17 protein-coding genes are annotated in these 16,998 nt (G+C 66.5%); 7 read left to right on the top strand and 10 right to left on the bottom strand.

Translation table 11 applies throughout. The features are described from left to right. Nucleotides 1-200: 200 nt before the first annotated feature. On the top strand, nt 201-491 hold the full coding sequence (locus IP86_RS26040) for a GNAT family N-acetyltransferase (RefSeq protein ID WP_054165351.1): 291 nt from the start codon (nt 201-203) through the stop codon (nt 489-491). A 290-nt stretch (nt 492-781) separates the two neighbouring features. Here IP86_RS26040 and IP86_RS26035 read toward each other — a convergent pair whose 3' ends face one another. Next, nucleotides 782-1,174 (bottom strand): DUF3597 domain-containing protein, encoded by a 393-nt coding sequence (locus IP86_RS26035; RefSeq protein WP_054165350.1) that lies wholly within the window; start codon nt 1,172-1,174, stop codon nt 782-784. A 419-nt stretch (nt 1,175-1,593) separates the two neighbouring features. Here IP86_RS26035 and IP86_RS26030 point away from each other — a divergent pair, with 419 nt between their 5' ends. From IP86_RS26030 to trmFO, 3 genes are all read left to right on the top strand, one after another. Then, complete coding sequence (locus IP86_RS26030) at nt 1,594-2,493, top strand: DUF2189 domain-containing protein (protein WP_054165349.1); 900 nt, start codon at nt 1,594-1,596, stop codon at nt 2,491-2,493. Between the two features lie 476 nt (nt 2,494-2,969). After that, on the top strand, nt 2,970-3,122 hold the full coding sequence (locus tag IP86_RS28340; protein ID WP_011441614.1) for a DUF1127 domain-containing protein: 153 nt from the start codon (nt 2,970-2,972) through the stop codon (nt 3,120-3,122). A gap of 147 nt (nt 3,123-3,269) precedes the next feature. Next, the gene (trmFO, locus tag IP86_RS26025; RefSeq protein ID WP_054165348.1) at nt 3,270-4,709 is read left to right on the top strand and encodes a methylenetetrahydrofolate--tRNA-(uracil(54)-C(5))-methyltransferase (FADH(2)-oxidizing) TrmFO; all 1,440 of its coding nucleotides are present in this window, start codon (nt 3,270-3,272) and stop codon (nt 4,707-4,709) included. A gap of 208 nt (nt 4,710-4,917) precedes the next feature. On the opposite strand, the gene IP86_RS26020 is transcribed toward trmFO, so the two are convergent. From IP86_RS26020 to yajC, 5 genes are all read right to left on the bottom strand, one after another. Next, nucleotides 4,918-5,775, bottom strand: coding sequence for a phytoene/squalene synthase family protein (locus IP86_RS26020; RefSeq protein ID WP_054165347.1), 858 nt, complete (start codon nt 5,773-5,775; stop codon nt 4,918-4,920). Next, nucleotides 5,772-6,155 carry an Mth938-like domain-containing protein gene (locus tag IP86_RS26015; protein WP_054165346.1) on the bottom strand — a complete coding sequence of 128 codons (384 nt, stop codon included), beginning with the start codon at nt 6,153-6,155 and terminating at the stop codon, nt 5,772-5,774. The genes IP86_RS26020 and IP86_RS26015 overlap by 4 nt, the downstream gene beginning before the upstream one ends. Nucleotides 6,156-6,157: 2 nt before the next feature. Beyond that, the gene (gene secF / locus IP86_RS26010) at nt 6,158-7,183 is read right to left on the bottom strand and encodes a protein translocase subunit SecF (RefSeq protein WP_245290741.1); all 1,026 of its coding nucleotides are present in this window, start codon (nt 7,181-7,183) and stop codon (nt 6,158-6,160) included. A gap of 94 nt (nt 7,184-7,277) precedes the next feature. Next, nucleotides 7,278-8,879: a protein translocase subunit SecD gene (secD, locus tag IP86_RS26005; RefSeq protein ID WP_054165344.1), complete on the bottom strand. Its 1,602-nt coding sequence runs from the start codon at nt 8,877-8,879 to the stop codon at nt 7,278-7,280. Between the two features lie 41 nt (nt 8,880-8,920). Continuing rightward, nucleotides 8,921-9,352 (bottom strand): preprotein translocase subunit YajC, encoded by a 432-nt coding sequence (gene yajC / locus IP86_RS26000; RefSeq protein WP_054165343.1) that lies wholly within the window; start codon nt 9,350-9,352, stop codon nt 8,921-8,923. A 188-nt stretch (nt 9,353-9,540) separates the two neighbouring features. Between yajC and IP86_RS25995 the strand changes: the two genes are divergently transcribed. Together IP86_RS25995 and IP86_RS25990 are read left to right on the top strand one after the other, a co-directional pair. Continuing rightward, entirely contained in the window at nt 9,541-10,533 is a 993-nt protein-coding gene (locus IP86_RS25995) for an ATP-binding protein (protein ID WP_054165342.1), read from the top strand. Between the two features lie 132 nt (nt 10,534-10,665). Next, nucleotides 10,666-12,375, top strand: coding sequence for an outer membrane beta-barrel protein (locus IP86_RS25990; protein ID WP_054165341.1), 1,710 nt, complete (start codon nt 10,666-10,668; stop codon nt 12,373-12,375). Between the two features lie 398 nt (nt 12,376-12,773). Here the strand turns inward: IP86_RS25990 and IP86_RS25985 are convergent, their stop codons facing one another. Both IP86_RS25985 and IP86_RS25980 read right to left on the bottom strand, forming a co-directional pair. Beyond that, nucleotides 12,774-14,180 carry a LysM peptidoglycan-binding domain-containing M23 family metallopeptidase gene (locus IP86_RS25985; protein WP_054165340.1) on the bottom strand — a complete coding sequence of 469 codons (1,407 nt, stop codon included), beginning with the start codon at nt 14,178-14,180 and terminating at the stop codon, nt 12,774-12,776. Nucleotides 14,181-14,292: 112 nt separating this feature from the next. After that, on the bottom strand, nt 14,293-14,946 hold the full coding sequence (locus tag IP86_RS25980) for a protein-L-isoaspartate(D-aspartate) O-methyltransferase (protein WP_054165339.1): 654 nt from the start codon (nt 14,944-14,946) through the stop codon (nt 14,293-14,295). 209 nt (nt 14,947-15,155) lie between these two features. On the opposite strand from IP86_RS25980, the gene IP86_RS25975 reads away from it, so the two are divergent. Continuing rightward, a complete protein-coding gene (locus tag IP86_RS25975) occupies nt 15,156-15,527 on the top strand; it encodes a response regulator (RefSeq protein ID WP_054165338.1) in 372 nt (123 codons plus the stop codon). Nucleotides 15,528-15,533: 6 nt separating this feature from the next. On the opposite strand, the gene IP86_RS25970 is transcribed toward IP86_RS25975, so the two are convergent. Together IP86_RS25970 and surE are read right to left on the bottom strand one after the other, a co-directional pair. Next, complete coding sequence (locus IP86_RS25970; RefSeq protein WP_054165337.1) at nt 15,534-16,052, bottom strand: GrpB family protein; 519 nt, start codon at nt 16,050-16,052, stop codon at nt 15,534-15,536. A gap of 16 nt (nt 16,053-16,068) precedes the next feature. Further along, nucleotides 16,069-16,836, bottom strand: a complete 768-nt coding sequence (gene surE / locus IP86_RS25965) for a 5'/3'-nucleotidase SurE (RefSeq protein ID WP_054165336.1) — start codon at nt 16,834-16,836, stop codon at nt 16,069-16,071. Nucleotides 16,837-16,998 lie beyond the last annotated feature (162 nt).

Genomic DNA, 16,998 nt, shown 5'->3' with positions numbered 1-16,998 from the left:
ATTTCCCGTATTGCGTCCGGCGTCTCCCTATGGCTTGAAGCGACGAGCCATCCACAGCGGTGCGCATTGCAGCCGTGACCGCCTTGCAATGCCGCACCACCCTTGACATGAGCAGACGCGACAACACCTGAAGGCCACGGCGCTGCCGGGGCGGCAGGAACCACAGCCAACACGGCGAAAGCAACCTAAGGGGAAATGCCATGAGCGGGACCACAACCGCGGCCGACGTGCGTGACAACAAGGCGCAAAGCCGCTTCGAGCTCGATGCCCATGGCGAGATCGCGTTCGCGAATTATCGCCGCGTCAATGGACGCGTCATCATCACCCACACCGAGACCCCGCCGCCGCTGCGCGGCCGCGGCATCGCCTCCTGCCTGGTGCGCGGCGCGCTCGAGCACATCCGCGCCGACGGATTGAAGGTCACCGCCGGCTGCGGCTTCGTCGCCGATTATCTCGACAGCCACCCGGAATATGCCGACCTGACGCGGTGACGCGTGCCCCGGACAAAGCGCAGCGCGCCGCCCTTCGCGGCGTGATGCGCTGCAGATCCGGGGCCCCGGTTAACTCTCCGAACACCCAAACCGGGGTCCCGGATCTGCGGAGCAGCACTTCGTGCTGCACCGCGTCCGGGACACGGAGTCATCAGACGATCTTGATCGACAAATCCGGCAAACCGTCGAGCTTGGCGAGTAGCACGTCGCCCTTCTACCCGCATCCTCACGACCAACGTAATAAAGGCCCGCCGAAGCGGGCCTTGTCGTTCCAGCGACTGTGCGGGCGCTCAGTGCTTGATATCGGCCGGCAGCTTGCCGCCATTGGCGGCGAGCTTGGTCATGACCTGCTTGTGCAGCCAGATGTTCATGCTGGCGCTGTCGTTCATGTCGCCCGTGAAGCCGAGCTCCTTGGCGAGTTCCTTGCGCGCCGACAGGCTGGAGTCGATATCAAGGGCTTTCATCAGGTCGACGATCGAGGTCCGCCACTCCAACTTCTCGCCCTTGTCGGCCACGGCCTTGTCGAGGATCGGCGCGACGTCGACGGTCTGGGTCGGAGCGGTCTGCGCCGGTGCGGTTCCAGCACCCGCCGTGGTCGTATCGCTCGCGCTGGGCGCGGTGGGCGATGCGGCATCGGCGCTGCTGCCGAAGATCGCGCTCATGATCTTGCCGAAAATGCTCATACGTTCTCCCATGTTGGCCGGAGCTGGCGACGATCCGCGCACTCCGGCTTGAAGCCTAGCCGCTCGGCGTGACCTTGCCAAATATGGCAGTGCGATGAATACCCACGTGACCCGATCACAGAGCGAACTAATCAATTTCTGCAGCGCATCCACCGCGGTGTGCGATCGTAACGCTGCATGTGCACAACTAACTCACCGCGAGATCGATCCATCGAAGCTCACCGAAGCGTGAGCAAGCGATCGCGGCAAACGGCGCTAAGCTTCACGCACAGCTCGCGGCATGCTCGGGTCAACAAGACCAGATCGTTCTGCTCTCGCGTCTGGTGCACTGTTCCTGATCGTTTCCGCGAACCAAGCCGGCCCGCCGGTCTCGGCCCAAGAGCCGGTTCGCAACATGTACCAACATGGGAGAAACGAACATGGCGACGATCTACCCTGTCGATAGTCCCGGAGTGACGACACGCGCGGCCGAGCCGATGGTTCATCGCCTCGCCTTCGCTGATCTGCACGACGCCCTGCGTCGCGGCTGGGAGGACTTCAAGGCGGTGCCGAGCCACGCCATCATGCTGTGCGTGATCTATCCGGTGCTCGGTCTGGCGCTGGCGCGGCTCGTGCTCGGCTACTCGGTGCTACCGCTGCTGTTTCCGCTCGCCGCCGGCTTCGCGCTGATCGGCCCGTTCGCCGCGCTCGGATTGTACGAGTTGAGCCGACGCCGGGAGGCCGGCGAAGACATCTCCGCGTGGCACGCCTTCGACGTGATGCGCTCACCGTCGTTCGGCGCAATGCTCGGGCTCGGCGCGATCCTGCTCGCCGTGTTCGTGGTGTGGATCGCGACCGCGCAGGCGATCTATGTCTCCGCCTTCGGCTATGCGCCGGCGGCTGCGATCCCGGATTTCCTCGCGCGCGTCCTGACGACGCCGGAGGGATGGATGCTGATCGTCGTCGGCTGCGGCATCGGCCTGTTGTTCGCGATTGCGGCGCTGTGCGTCAGCGTGGTGTCGTTTCCGATGATGCTCGATCGTCAGGCCGGCATCGCCGAGGCGATCGCCGCCTCGCTGCGCGTCACGGCGCGTAACCCGCTCCAAATAGCCGCCTGGGGCCTGATCGTGGCCGCGCTGCTGGTGCTCGGCTCCTTACCGGCATTCCTCGGCCTCGCGGTGGTGATTCCGTTGCTCGGCCACGCCAGCTGGCACCTCTATCGCCGGGCGGTCGAGCGGAACCCGATCCCGCCACAGATCCGTCCGTCCCGCCGCATCAGGCGCTCGGCCGCCGATTTCCCGGCGACCCTGCTGCAATGGAAGCCACGCAGCGAGGGCTGAGGGCCGGCACGCCCGATCCGGAAGCGTCGGCGCCAAACGGCGGCGCCGCGCTTCCGGACGATTGTGCATTGCGGCAGATCAATTTAACTGCTCGCATGAATACGAGTTCATTATGCGTTTAAGGCATGGACTTCACGACAATTGCGCCGATAGCTTAACCCGCTCAGCCCCCGGGTCGGAAAATTCCTGCATGCTTCCCGGGATTTTAGAGGCTTCAGAAGGCATCATCACACCTTCGAAATGCACTATATCTCCTAAATAGGCCGAATGTGAGCCAACCGTGACGAACTCGCGGCGTCTTGGGGCGGGCGGCGAGCTGCGCCGAAACGGTTAATCATTCCTTGTCGAAGGTATACCAATATCGCTTAGCTGCGGTGCAACATTTTCGCTGCTGGTTTCGGCGAGTCGCCCCTATATTCCGATCAACGGTTCGGCCCCTTCCGAAGGACTGAACCGCGACACAAGGAGACTTCGTCATGTTGCTTTCGCTCATTCGCGCCCTTCGCGCGTTCCGCGACTATCAGCGCAACCTCGCTGAACTCTCGCAGCTCAGCGATCGCGAACTGGCCGACATCGGACTCGACCGCTCGGACATTCCGCGCGTGGCGTCCGGTCACTTTAATGGCTGACCGTCCGAACCGACCCGTTCACGGATGACGCCCGCATCACTGCGGGCGTTGTCGTATCTGGACCTCGCCTGAGGCGGGACCTGATCGTGGGACGTATGGCCGGTCCGAAACGATTGACCCGGTGCTGAAACGCGCTAGCTGTAGCGCATGACCAGTACCCTCCCCACCTCGCATCATCCCGTCCACATCATCGGCGCCGGCCTCGCCGGCTCCGAAGCCGCCTGGCAGGTGGCGCGCGCCGGCGTTCGCGTCGTACTGCACGAGATGCGGCCGCACCGATCGACCGAGGCGCATAAGACCGACGGTTTGGCCGAACTGGTCTGCTCCAATTCCTTCCGCTCCGACGACGCCGCCAACAACGCGGTCGGCGTGCTGCATGCCGAGATGCGCAAGCTCGGCTCGCTAATCATGCGCGCGGCCGACGCCAATCAGGTGCCGGCCGGCGGCGCGCTGGCGGTCGATCGCGATGGGTTTTCGGCCGCGGTGAGCAAGGCGCTGGCCGAGCATCCGCTGATCGAAATCCGCCGCGAAGAGATTGCCGGCCTGCCGCCGGAGGATTGGGGCAACGTCATCGTCGCCACCGGGCCGCTGACCTCGGCGCCGCTCGCCGAGGCGATCCGGGCACTGACCGACGAATCCGCGCTGGCGTTCTTCGACGCCATTGCGCCGATCGTGCATCGCGACTCGATCGATATGTCGATCGCCTGGTTTCAGTCGCGCTACGACAAGGCCGGCCCCGGCGGCACCGGCGCCGACTATCTCAACTGTCCGATGAGTCGCGAGCAGTATGACGCCTTCGTCGACGCGCTGATCGCCGGCGAGAAGGTCGACTTCAAGGACTGGGAAAAGGACACGCCGTATTTCGACGGCTGCCTGCCGATCGAGGTGATGGCCGAGCGCGGCCGCGAGACGCTGCGTCACGGGCCGATGAAGCCGGTCGGCCTGACCAATCCGCACAATCCGACGGTGAAGCCCTACGCCATCGTCCAGCTCCGCCAGGACAACAAGCTTGGTACCCTGTTCAACATGGTCGGTTTCCAGACCAAGCTGAATTACGGTGCCCAGCAGCGTGTTTTCAGGACCATCCCGGGGCTGGAAAACGCTGAATTCGCAAGGCTTGGCGGACTGCATCGCAACACGTTTCTGAACTCGCCGAAGCTGCTCGATGAGAGCCTGCGGCTGCGCGCGGCGCCGCGGCTGCGCTTCGCCGGCCAGATGACCGGCTGCGAGGGCTACGTCGAATCCGCCGCCGTCGGCCTGTTCGCCGGCCTCGCCGCGGCGGCCGATGCGCTCGGGACGCCGCTGACCGCGCCGCCACCGACCACGGCGCTCGGCGCCCTGCTCGGCCACATCACCGGCGGCCACATCGAAACGATCGACGCCGGCCCGCGCTCCTTCCAGCCGATGAACATCAATTTCGGCCTGTTCCCGCCGCTGGCCAATCCGCCGACCAAAGGCCCCGACGGCAAGAAGCTCCGCGGCCCGGAAAAGTCCGTCGCCAAGAAGCAGGCCCTCAGCGCCCGCGCGCTGGCCGAGATGGACGGATGGATCGCCGAGGCCCTGCCGCGAACAGCAGCCGCAGCGTAGTTTCACTCCACCACCTCACCCCTGTGTCCCGGACAAGGCGGCGCGCCCAGCGCGTCGCCGCAGATCCGGGACCCCGGTTCAACGCCATCAACCTCGCGCGGAAGGGGTTGGGGAAGCACTAAAACCGGGGCCCCGGATCTGCGGCGCACCGCCGCGAGCGGCGCTGCGCCTTGTCCGGGGCACGGTTATTTCCGGGGAGGCCCGCGCATCAGCGGAAGCTGCGCGAGCGTGACGCCTTCCATAGGGTCCACAGCGTCGTCAGCCGCGCGCGATCGAACGGCGCGAACAAATCGGTGTCGGCCTCAGCCATCACGCCGAGGTCGCGGCGGGCGAGCGCCAGGGGCAGGAAGGTGCGCCGGGCGGCCGGAGGGGCTTCGGCGAGCAACTGCTGGGCAGCGTCGAGGTGCTCCAGCGCAATGGCGATGAGGTCATTAAGCGCTTGGCGCAGCGCCGGCGTCTCCTTGCCCGCATAGGCGTCCGCTTCGTTGCTGCCGTGGCGCTGGAGCAAATCGAGCGGCAGGAACAGCTGGCGCCGCGAGGCGTCGAATGGCAACCGCGCGATGGCCCGCGTCAGGCCCAGCGCCATGCCGGCGTGGCGGGCGAGATGGTCGATCGCGCCCGAGCCCTGATCGACGATCCGTGCGGCGAGCGCCAGCAGCGTGCCATCGGTATCGGCGGCGTAGGCCTCGAGCGCCGCCACGTCCGGCATCGGATCGTTGTAGAGGTCGAAGAAATGCGCCTCGATCAACTGCGACAGCGCCGCCACCGGCAGCGCGTGCTGGCCGACGGCGCGCAGCAGTTCGGCCGCGACCGGATTGCCCTCGACGCCGCCGTGGCCGCTGCCGGCCAGCGTGTCGGCCCACCATTGCAGCCGAATCTCGCCGGGCAGCGGCTGGCTGACCTGTTCGCGCACGCGGACGATCTCGGTGTTGAACGCATACAATGCCAACAGCGATCGCCGCACCGGCGGATCGACGAACAGCGTCGCGGCGTAGCGGTCGAAATCGGCGCCTCGCACCAAGGCGGCGCACAACGCCGCGCCGGTCTCGCCGCCGGGCTCGCTCATGGCACCGCGATCAGCGCGGCCGCAACCCGGCGGCGTTCGCCGATCATGATGTTGTAGGTCCGCACGGCGGGTCCGGTCTGCATCGTATCCAGAACGATGCCGACGGCGCGAAGTTGCTCCCGCAGCGGCCGCGGCGCGATCCAGACGTCGGTGCCGGTGCCGACGATCAGCGTTTCGATCGCGTTCGCATTGTCGAACACGCGCTGCAGCGCATAGCGGTCGATCTGGTCGGGCCGGGTGACGTCCCAGCCCCACACCGCGTCCGGCAGAAACAGCAGCGAGCCGACATGCGACATGTCGCCGAAATAGAACCCGCCTTTGCCATAGGCGTCGACGGACGCCGTCCGGGGAAAATGCGGGATCTCGGAGCGGTCCGCCAAACTCAGCGCTTCCCTGACTTGCCGGCCTTGGCGGGCTTCTTCGCCGCCGGCGCAGCCGCGGGGGCCGCAACCGCCGCGGCCGGCTCCGGGAGTTCCGGCTGATCGTCCGGCGTGTCGAGCCGGTGGGTGCCGACGCCGAGATAGATCAGGATCGGCGCCGCGATGAAGATCGACGTGTAGGTGCCGACCAGCACCACGCCGAAGATCATCACGGCGGTGAAGGAGTGGATCGCCTGCCCGCCGAACAGGAACAGCGCCAGCAGGGCCAGCGTCACGGTGACGTGGGTGATGATCGAGCGCGACAGCGTCGAGTTGATCGACTCGTTCAAGAGCTGCGGCATCGGCATCTTCTTGTAGCGCCGCAGCATCTCGCGGATACGGTCGTAGATCACGACGGTGTCGTTCAGCGAGTAGCCGAGAATGGTCAAGAGCGCCGCGATCGATGTCAGGTCGAAATCGACCTGGCTGATCGACATGAAGCCGATCGTCAGCACGATGTCGTGGACGTTGGCGATCATCGCGCCGAGCGCGAACTGCCATTCGAAGCGGAACCACAGATAGATCAGGATGCCCAGGATCGCCAGGATGAGGCCGAGCATACCGAACGCCAGCAGCTCGCTGGAAACGCGCGGGCCGACCACCTCGACGCGGCGATAGTCGACGGAGTCGCCGAGCGCCGCGCGCACCTTCTGCACCGCCGCCTGCTGCGCCTGGTCGCCGCCGGGCTGCTGCGCCACGCGGATCAGCACCTCGGCCGGGCCGCCGAATTGCTGCAGCTGAACGTCGCCGAGATCGAGCTTGCTCAGCGTCTGCCGCATCCCCGCGATATCAGCCGCGCCGGAATGCGCCCTCACCTCAAGCAGCGTGCCGCCCTTGAAGTCGATGCCGAAGTTCAGCCCGTGGGTGAAGAACAGCGTGATCGCGGCGATCGACAGCACCGCCGAGATCGGGAAGCTGATCCGCCGGAATTGGGTGAAGTCGAAATGCGTGTTGTCCGGGACGATCCGCAGCGACGGCAGCCAGCCCATGATGCTGACGATCGTCAGCACCGTCACCAGCGCGCCCAGCCCGATCAAAACCCACTGTGTCGATGTCACTTGCAGCTCTCTCGGATTAGCGTCGTCAGACCGGCACGACCTGCGGCCGCTTCCAGCGGACCCAGGCGGCGACGATCAGCCGGGTCACGGTGAAGGCGGTGAACACGGTGGTGATGATGCCGATGCCGAAGGTGACGGCGAAGCCGCGCACCGGGCCGGTGCCGATGTAGAACAGCACCGCGGCGGCGATGAAGGTGGTGATGTTGGAGTCGAGAATCGTCGCCAGCGCCCGCTTGAAGCCGGCGTCGATCGCCGAGATCGCGTTGCGGCCGGCGCGCAGCTCCTCGCGGATGCGCTCGTAGATCAGCACGTTGGAGTCGACCGCGATGCCGACGGTGAGCACGATGCCGGCGATGCCGGGCAGCGTCAGCGTCGCGTTGAGCAGCGACAGCACGCCGAAGATCATCGCGACGTTGACCGCCACGGCGATGTTGGCGAACACGCCGAACAGCCGGTAGGTCAGCAGCATGAAGATGATGACGAGGATCGAGCCGACATAGGCGGCGAGCTCGCCCTTGGCGATCGAGTCCGCGCCGAGGCCGGGACCGACGGTGCGTTCCTCGATGATCGTCAGCGGCGCCGGCAGCGCGCCGGCGCGCAGCAGGATGGCGAGATCGTTGGCCTGCTGCACCGTGAAGTTGCCCGAGATCTGGCCGGAGCCGCCAGTGATCGGCTCGCGGATCACCGGCGCCGAGATAACCTCGTTGTCGAGCACGATGGCGAACGGCTGGCCGACGTTTTCAGTCGTGGCGCGGGCGAATTTGCGGGCGCCATTGGTGTTGAAGCGGAAGCTGACGATCGGCTCGCTGGTGCGCTGGTCGAAGCCCGGCTGCGCGTCGGTCAGGTCGGCGCCGGACACCAGCACCTGTTTCTTGATCACATACGGCGTTTTCGGCGCCTGCGCGCTCATCAGCACGTCGGAATCCGGCGGCGCGCGGCCGGCCAGCGCCTGGTCCGGCGACACCGACGAATCGACCATGCGGAAGTCGAGCTTGGCGGTCTTGCCGAGCAGCTCCTTGAGGCGGGTCGGATCCTGCAGACCCGGCACCTGGACCAGAATGCGGTCGGCGCCCTGGCGTTGGATCAGCGGCTCGACGGTGCCGAGCTCGTTGACGCGGCGTTCGACGATCTGGATCGACTGGTCGACCGACTGGCGGACGCGCTCGGCGATCGCCGCCTGCGGCACAGTCAGCCGGATCACGCCGCCGCCGGCGTCGGCGACCTCAAGGCTGCGCTGGCCGCTCGAGCCCATCAGGCCGCCGAGCGGCTGCGACAGTTCGCGCAACTTGGTCAGGGCCTGCGGAACGTCGCTGTCCTTGCTGATCTTGACCTCGACGACATCGCCCTTCAGCGCCAGGCCGGTATAGGCAATCCGGGCCTCACGCAGCACGCGGCGGGCATCGTCGCGCACCGATTCCAGCTTGTCCTTCTTGACCGAATTGGCGTCGACCTCCAGCAGGATATGCGAGCCGCCCTGCAGATCGAGGCCCAGCACCAGATGGCGCTGCGCCCATTTCGGCCAGGTCTTGACGGTATGTTCGGGGAAGAAGTTCGGAACGGCGCAAAGGCAGACCACCAGCGCCGTCACAATGACCGCCAGCGCCTTCCACCGTGTAAAATACAGCATCGAGTTGTCCCGTCAGAAACCTGGAAGGCGCAGCGTCCGCATCAGCTCGATGCGGTGTCGTCCTTGGCGGGCTCGACCTTGGTGTCAGCCTTGGCCTCGCTCTCCTTGGCGGTGTCCTTCTTGCCTTTGCCCTTTTCCGGCACATCCTTGACCGGCTCGCCCTTGCTGCGCACGCCGGTGATCATCTGGCGCATCTGACGCGCCCGCACGCCGTCGGCGACTTCGAATTCCACGGTATCGTCGTCGATCACCTTGGTGACCTTGCCGACCAGACCGCCCGAGGTGATGATGGTGTCGCCGCGGCGGACGTTCTTCACCAGTTCGGCGTGCTCCTTCACCTTCCGCTGCTGCGGGCGCAGAATCAGGAAATACATGATGACGAAGATCAGCGCGAACGGCAGCAGCGACATCAGCATGCTGTTGGCGTCGCCGCCAGCGGCAGCGGCCTGAGCAAACGCAGGAGTAACAAACATCCGGATTCCCCGTGAAAACAAGCGAGCCGGCACGGCGCGGGGGCGACGTCCGGGGGGCGCAAATTCGCGCGGACTATAGCGGCCGCGGTCCCAATTGCAACGCTGCCACCTCCTTGACGGCGTCCCGTTTCCGCGGCTTGCCCGGGGTGCCACAGCCCGATATGGCTGCGCCGTCAGGAAGTGCAAGAATGGCCAAGACAACCAAATCCCGCTCCGCCCGCCCCGCCCCGAAATCAGCCGCCCGCAAGCCCGCCCGCGTGGCCTCAGCCAAGCGCCGCAGCCCGGCTGCCAAACCCGCCGCCGCGCCGCTCGACAGCGTCCTGCTGGAGCGTATCGCACACGCGCTGGAAGGCATTTCGGCCCATCTGGCCGGCACTTCGGCCCCGCCGGCCGACGCCGCGCTGGCCTCCGCGGAAGCCTTCATCTGGCATCCCGAGGGACGCCTCGCGCCGGTTCCCCGGGTCAGCCGGGTCGACCTGTCGCTGCTGCAGGGCGTCGACCGGATGCGCGACACCCTGATCGAAAATACCGAGCGGTTCGCGACCGGCCTGCCCGCCAACAACGCCTTGTTGTGGGGCGCGCGTGGCATGGGCAAATCGTCGCTGGTGAAAGCCGCTCACGCGCATGTCAACGCACGACCCGACGTCGCCGGCAACCTGAAGCTGATCGAAATCCACCGCGAGGACATCGAAAGCCTGCCGGCGCTGATGACGCTGCTGCGCGCCTCGGAGTATCGCTTCATCGTGTTCTGCGATGACCTGTCGTTCGACGGCAACGACGCGTCCTACAAGTCGCTCAAGGCCGTGCTCGAAGGCGGCATCGAAGGCCGGCCAGACAACGTGATTCTCTATGCCACCTCGAATCGCCGCCACCTGCTGGCGCGCGAGATGGTGGAGAACGAGCGCTCGACCGCGATCAATCCGGGCGAAGCGGTCGAAGAGAAAGTGTCGTTGTCGGACCGGTTCGGCCTCTGGCTGGGCTTCCACAAATGCAGCCAGGATGAATTCCTGGCGATGGTCCGTGGCTATTGCGGCCATTTCGGCGTGGCGATCGACGACGAGCAACTCGAACGTGAGGCCCTGGAGTGGTCGACCACGCGCGGCTCGCGCTCCGGCCGCGTCGCCTGGCAGTTCGTCCAGGACCTCGCGGGGCGGCTGAAGGTGCGGCTCGATACCAAGTAATCGTGGTCAAGTAATCGCCTCGATTACGATCCGCTTCGAAAACGGCGCCAACCGTTCCAAACTGCTCATATGATTCGTACATCGCGGTCGCAGGGACGGCGATGTCGGATCGGGGCAAACGGGGGAACTGGCGTGCGCAAATCCATTATCGGTCTCTCCACGGCGCTGGCCGCTTCCTGCGGCGCCGCCCAGGCATCGGATATCGCGCGCCCGTCGCCCGCTCCCCTGAATGCCGCCTGGAACTGGACCGGCTTTTATCTCGGCGCCCATCTCGGCGCCGGATATGGAACCACCAAGGTCGACAATCCCTACGGCCCCTCGATCTACGGCGATACGGTGAGAGTCCCGAAGGCCCTCGGAGGCCTGCAGGCGGGCTATAATTGGCAGCTGCCGGGCTCGCCCTGGGTGCTCGGCGTGGAGGTCGATGCAACGGCGCTCGATGCCGACGGCACCGATACCTGCCTGGCCTATTCGGGTCACTTCGTGTCGGCGAACTGCCGTGTGCGCGAACACGCGATCGGCACCCTCACCGGCCGGTTCGGACAGGCGTTCGGGCCACAGGGACGTTCGCTGGTTTATGTCAAAGGCGGCGCGGCGTTTCTGGTCGGCGACCTGACGATCACCACCAATGCGTCCGACTACTTGGAGCAGCCCGCCACGAATCTCAACGCGACCCGGTGGGGCTGGACCGTCGGCGCCGGCATCGAGCATGCGCTGTCGTCGCGCTGGGCGGTCCGCGCCGAATACGACTACGCCAATTTCGGCACGCGCGGGATCGATAGTCCTGGCGGCGGAATTCTGCAGACCCCTGGTGACATCACCAGCCTGCAGAACACGCTCGGCTCGCCGACCAGCGCCCGGCAGGACGCACATCTGGTGAAGCTCGGTCTCAACTACTATTTCGGCCGCCCCGCTGGCGCCGACGAAGCGGTCGGTTTTCTCCCGCTCACGGCACCGGTGCCCTCCGGGTCGGGGTGGCAGGTCGACGTCGGCGCGCGCTATTGGTACAGCCACGGGCGCTATCAGAACGACCTCACGCTGAACACCATCACGGCGCAGCAGAACCATCTCGTCTCCCGTCTCACCTACGAGAGCGAGGGGCATTCGGGCGAAGTGTTCTGGCGGATCGACAGTCCGCGCAAGCTGTTCGTGAAAGGCTTCGCCGGCGGCGGCGGTCTGGTCGCCGGGAAGATGAACGACGAGGACTGGTTCCCGACCGATCCCGACTTCGCGGCGGCGTATTCAAACACGTCGCACGCCAAGGTCACCGGCACGATCGCCTACGCGACCCTGGATGCCGGCATCGACCTCGTGAGTCATGCGTCCGGCAAGCTCGGCATATTCGCGGGCTACAACTTCTACCGCGACCGGAAGGATTCCTTCGGTTGCGAGCAGATCGCTCTGGTCGGTTTTGCCTCACCCTGTTCGGTGCCATTTCCGACGAACCAGATCGCGATCACCCAGAACGAAGACTGGCATTCGCTGCGGATCGGCGCGAACGGCAGCCTGACGGTAGCGCCCGGAGCGAAGCTGTCGCTCGACGCCGCCTACCTGCCCTACACCCACATCTCGGCGCTCGACATCCATCACAACAGGACCGACGTCGGCGTCAAGGATTCGCCGGCCTGGGGCGTCGGACAGGGCGTGCAGCTGGAAGCGATCCTCAGCTACGAAGTGACGCCGAATTTCAACGTCGGTGTCGGCGGCCGCTACTGGGCGATGTGGGCGACCGATGTCGAGACGGCGGGTTTCGGCAGCCCGGTGCCCACGCAGTTGCTGCCGATCCGCGTCGAGCGCTACGGCAGCTTCCTGCAGGCCTCCTACAAGTTCGACGTCAAGTAACAAGTCGGCCGCCGGCTTCACCGCTCCCAAGCTATCGGACGATCGGCAGCAACCGGGGTCCCGGATCTGCGACGCTGCGCGTCTTGTCCGGGACACGGATGAGCGGATATCGCCGTGCGGCTCGCCCGAGCCGGCCGGCTCGAGGGGCAGCGCGACGCGAGATAACAATCCGTCACGTGCCCCGGACAAGGCGCAACGCGCCGCTCGCGGCGGGTTGCGCCGCAGATCCGGGGCCCCGGTTTTCGGCGCCCGCCGCCGGCGAGAAGTAACCGGGGCCCCGGATCTGCGACGCTTGCGCGTCTTGTCCTGGACACGGCAGAGAACACCCGCAAAACAAAAATGCCCGGCATTGGCGCCGGGCATCCAGTCTGTCAGGCAGTTTCTCTCGACGGCGTTGCTCAGGCGCCGTTGAGGAACTTGAGCGGATCGACCGGGGACGATCCCTTGCGGATCTCGAAGTGCAGCTGCGGTGAGCCCACTTCGCCGGACTGTCCGGATTTCGCGATGACCTGGCCGCGCTTGATGGTTTCGCCGCGCTTGACCATCAGCTCGCTGGCATGGGCGTAGGCGGTGACGTAGCCGTTGGAGTGACGCACCAGCACGAGGTTGCCGTAGCCCTTCAGCTCGTTGCCCGAATAGGCCACGACGCCGTCTTCGGCCGCCTTGATCGGGGTGCCTTCCGGCACCGCGAGGTTGATGCCGTCGTTGGACTTGCCGTTGGTCTTGGCGCCGTACGCGGTGATGACGCGGCCACGCACCGGCCAGCGGAAGCTCGGCAGCGCGCCGGTGGCTTCGGCCGCCTTCACCGGCGAAGCCTCGGCCGGCTCGGCCGCAGCCGGCGTTTCGGTCGGCGCCACCATGCGGGCCTTCTGCACCGGCTCGGCCGGGACCGCAGTCGCCATCCGGACCGGGGCAGCCGCGATCGGCGCCGGCGCCTGGGCGACGGGAGCCGGCGCAGCAGCCACCGGGGCGGCCATCGCGGTCGCCTGCCCGCCCGGGATGTTGATCTTCATGCCCGGCTTCAGGTGCGCCGTGGTCGACAGATTGTTGGCCCGCGCCAGCTCGGACAGCGAGACGTTGTTGCGGCGGGACAGGCTCATCAGCGTGTCGCCGCTGTTGACGTAGTGCACCCGCGCAGGCGCCATCGCCGGAGCGGCGGCGACCGGGCGCGCGGCCGGCGGCGCCGCGACCGGAGCCTGGACCGCGGCGGTCCGCTGCGGGATCACCAGCGACTGGCCGGGCTGCAGGCGGCGCGGCCCCTTGTAGCCGTTGGCGTGCAGGATCTCGGCGGTCGAGACGTTGTAGCGGCGCGACAGGCCTTCCAGCGTGTCGCTGGTGCCGACGATGATGGTGGTGCCGGCGGCGGGCGCCGGGGCCGGACGCGCGGCGGCGACCGAGCGCGGCGCGACCGTGCCGGTCGCCTCGACCGGACGGGCCGGAGCCTCGTAACGCGGCGGCGGCTCGTAGGACGCCACACCGCGTCCCCCGCCGGACATGCCGTTGCCCCCACCCGCCACCGGATAGGAAGCCGGCGCCGAGATCGGCGGCAGGGCCTGCGACTGATACTGCGGCTGGGCGGGCTGATATTGCGGGCGCGCATATTGCGGCAGCTCGCGCGGTTCGGCGTAACGCTGCGGCTGCGGCCGCTGCTGCACCGACCCGGTGGATTCCACAGGCCCGAACGGCGCCTGCTGGAAGCGGGTCTGCATGTCCGCGCTACAGGCGCTGAATCCGACCGACACAAACGCCAGCACCGCCATCTGCGGAGCCCGACGCGAGCAAAGCAACTCGACTACGCGGGACATGGTTACTCACTCATACGCAACTCAAGGTAAATTGAGTAAACACGTACGGAGTAAACAACGCTTTAAGCCTGAGCCGAGACGGGCCTTGACGACACGCTTTGATGCACGCGTGTCACAGCTCGCGGGCGACGCCCGGTAGCGCCGCGACGAAGCGGACGTCGACCAGCGGCCGGCGGATCAGCTCGTCGTCCTTGCGCTGCACGCGGATCAGCGTCTGGCGGCCGCTCGCGGGCCCGATCGGCGCGATCAGCACGCCGCCCGGGTCGAGCAGGTCGAGCAGCGACTGCGGCATCTCGGCCACGGCGACGGTGACCAGGATACGGTCGAACGTGCCCTGACCGTCCGGCAGCGCGAAGCCGTCGGCCAGCAGCACCTCGACATTCCCGTAGTTCAGCTCGCGCAGCCGCCCCCGTGCGCGGTCGGCCAGCGTCCTGAACCGCTCGACGCTGACCACGCTTTGCGCCAGCCGCGACAGCACCGCGGCGTGATAGCCGGAGCCGGTACCGATCTCGAGCACGCGGTGGGCGGGCTCGATGCGGAGCTGCTCGGTCATGTAGGCGATGACGAACGGCTGGCTCAGCGTCTGGCCGCACGGAATCGGCAGCGCGGTGTCACGCCACGCGTTGGGCCGATGAATCGGATCGACGAAGCGATCGCGCGGCACCGCCTCCATCGCCTGCAGCACGCCGCGGTCGCTGATCCCGCGCCGCCGCAGGCTCAGCTGGAACATCATCTTTTCCGGCGGAGCCGCTACGGAACTGTGCATCACCCTCTCGCTGACCGGCACGAATCAGCGGCGTTCCGCCGCGATTGCCCGATTCCATCAAATTGTTGGATTGCTGCCGGAATTCTGGCAAGCCTGTGTTGCACTCCGGGCGAGCGGCGGAAGGTTGAGATTGCGTCCTACCGGTATATTTGCGAGTTTGTCGCCACCAGCCGACCCAGATTGCGGGCGGCTTCCAAGGGAATGATCCGATGACGATCGACAAGCCGGCCGGCACCGTCTTCCTGGTGGAAGACGAGGCCATGATCAGGATGATGGTCGTCGACATGCTGGAAGAGCTCGGCTTCAGCGTCGCCGCCGAAACCGGCGAGATCAATGAAGCCGTCAAGCTCGCCGGCACTACCGACTTCGACGTCGCGATTCTCGACGTCAACGTCAACGGCAAGGTGATTTCGCCGGTCGCCGACGTGCTCAAGGCCCGCAACCGCCCGTTCATCTTCGCCACCGGCTATGGCACCCAGGGCGTTCCCGAGGACTACCGCGACCGCCCTGCGCTGCAGAAGCCATTCCAGATCGAGTCGCTGAAAAAGGCGCTCGACAGCACCCTGCGGGGGGCGGTTTAAAGTCCCTCACTCATTGCGCGGCTCGCTCGAAGCGAGGCGCAGAACATTCGTCACGAACGCGTCTTTCGCAGCCCGATAATCGTCCATCGGCTGACCATCGTGCGCGATCTTCAGCGCATTGTAGCGGCTCACCAGAACCGGATCGGCGCGCAAGGCCGCGACGAAGCGGTGAAAGATGTCCAGCTCCCCGCCCTTCACGGTGAGCTGGATGCCCAGATGAGGCGTGCAGGCCTCGTCCTCGAAGGCAGCGAACGCATCGGTCTGGATTGAGCCCGAGTTGCGCGCGAACCTAGCGGCGAGCGCCGCTTCCGCGGCTTCGAAATCCTCACGTTTCACTCGCACGACGATGTCGAGGTCGCCTTTGGTGAGACAGCCCGGCACGGCCGTGGCGCCGATGTGAAGGACCTCGCAGGTCGCGGGGAGAACGGCAACGAGCTGCGCCTGCATCGACTCAAACAGCCGCTCGGCCGCCTCACGGGCCAGTTCGTGATCCGCGGCCACGTGAAACCGTTCAGGCAGGGTCACTTGTCGTGACCCCGCTTCACCCCAGCGTCTGTGCCAGCGTCGCCGAGAACGCTTCGTCGGTGCGGTCGAGACGGAGCGGCGTCACCGAGACGTAGCGCGCCGCGAGCGCGGCGAGATCGGTGCCTTCGGCCGGCATGTCGGCGACCAGAATGCGCTCGAATCCGATCCAGTAATACGGATTGCCGCGTCCGTCGTGGCGCTGATCGATCTTCAGGAAGCCCTGATTGCGCTTGCCCTGCCGGGTGACGCGCACGCCCTGCACCTCGTCCGGCAGGCAGGCCGGGAAATTGATGTTGATCACCGTGTTCTTCGGCACGCCGGCCTTGATCGCCTTGCGCAGGATGTCCGGACCGTGCGCCTTCGCGGTGTCCCACAGCGGCGAAGTGCGGGTGTCGATCGAGAATTCCTGCGACAGCGCAAAAGACGGGAAGCCGAGGATGGTCCCCTCCAGCGCGCCCGCGATGGTGCCGGAATAGACCACGTCCTCGGCGACGTTGCGGCCCTTGTTGACGCCGGACAGCACGAGATCCGGCGCCTTGTCGCCGAGGATGTGCCGCGCGCCCATGATCACGCAGTCGGTCGGCGTGCCGCGCACCGCGAAATGCCGCGGGCCGACTTCGCGCAGCCGCAGCGGATCGTTCAGCGACAGCGAATGCGACACGCCCGACTGGTCGAGCTCCGGCGCCACCACCCAGACGTCGTCGGACAGCGCCCGCGCGATCTCCTCGACCATCTTGAGCCCGGGCGCATGGATGCCATCGTCATTGGTGCACAGAATCCGCATGTCGCTCGGGCGCCTCTCTGAAGGTCGTTGTTGAGGCCGACGTCATATCCGGCCCGGGCCAGAGAGGCAAATTCCGGGCGGCTGCGGTTGCATCAACCACCCCGCCCCCGTGTCCCGGGCGCGGTGCAGCGCGCAGCGCTGCTCCGCAGACCCGGGACCCCG

The organism is Rhodopseudomonas sp. AAP120, from assembly GCF_001295845.1.
Taxonomy (GTDB): domain Bacteria; phylum Pseudomonadota; class Alphaproteobacteria; order Rhizobiales; family Xanthobacteraceae; genus Rhodopseudomonas.
This window is presented reverse-complemented; position numbering and strand designations above follow the sequence as displayed.

What these genes read in the sequence shown, in the direction of transcription:
- IP86_RS26040 (WP_054165351.1), top strand. Translation starts at nt 201, where the DNA reads ATGAGCGGGACCACAACCGCGGCCGACGTGCGTGACAACAAGGCGCAA.
- IP86_RS26035 (WP_054165350.1), bottom strand. Translation starts at nt 1,174, where the DNA reads ATGAGCATTTTCGGCAAGATCATGAGCGCGATCTTCGGCAGCAGCGCC.
- IP86_RS26030 (WP_054165349.1), top strand. Translation starts at nt 1,594, where the DNA reads ATGGCGACGATCTACCCTGTCGATAGTCCCGGAGTGACGACACGCGCG.
- IP86_RS28340 (WP_011441614.1), top strand. Translation starts at nt 2,970, where the DNA reads ATGTTGCTTTCGCTCATTCGCGCCCTTCGCGCGTTCCGCGACTATCAG.
- trmFO (WP_054165348.1), top strand. Translation starts at nt 3,270, where the DNA reads ATGACCAGTACCCTCCCCACCTCGCATCATCCCGTCCACATCATCGGC.
- IP86_RS26020 (WP_054165347.1), bottom strand. Translation starts at nt 5,775, where the DNA reads ATGAGCGAGCCCGGCGGCGAGACCGGCGCGGCGTTGTGCGCCGCCTTG.
- secF (WP_245290741.1), bottom strand. Translation starts at nt 7,183, where the DNA reads ATGGGCTGGCTGCCGTCGCTGCGGATCGTCCCGGACAACACGCATTTC.
- secD (WP_054165344.1), bottom strand. Translation starts at nt 8,879, where the DNA reads ATGCTGTATTTTACACGGTGGAAGGCGCTGGCGGTCATTGTGACGGCG.
- yajC (WP_054165343.1), bottom strand. Translation starts at nt 9,352, where the DNA reads ATGTTTGTTACTCCTGCGTTTGCTCAGGCCGCTGCCGCTGGCGGCGAC.
- IP86_RS25995 (WP_054165342.1), top strand. Translation starts at nt 9,541, where the DNA reads ATGGCCAAGACAACCAAATCCCGCTCCGCCCGCCCCGCCCCGAAATCA.
- IP86_RS25985 (WP_054165340.1), bottom strand. Translation starts at nt 14,180, where the DNA reads ATGTCCCGCGTAGTCGAGTTGCTTTGCTCGCGTCGGGCTCCGCAGATG.
- IP86_RS25980 (WP_054165339.1), bottom strand. Translation starts at nt 14,946, where the DNA reads ATGCACAGTTCCGTAGCGGCTCCGCCGGAAAAGATGATGTTCCAGCTG.
- IP86_RS25975 (WP_054165338.1), top strand. Translation starts at nt 15,156, where the DNA reads ATGACGATCGACAAGCCGGCCGGCACCGTCTTCCTGGTGGAAGACGAG.
- surE (WP_054165336.1), bottom strand. Translation starts at nt 16,836, where the DNA reads ATGCGGATTCTGTGCACCAATGACGATGGCATCCATGCGCCCGGGCTC.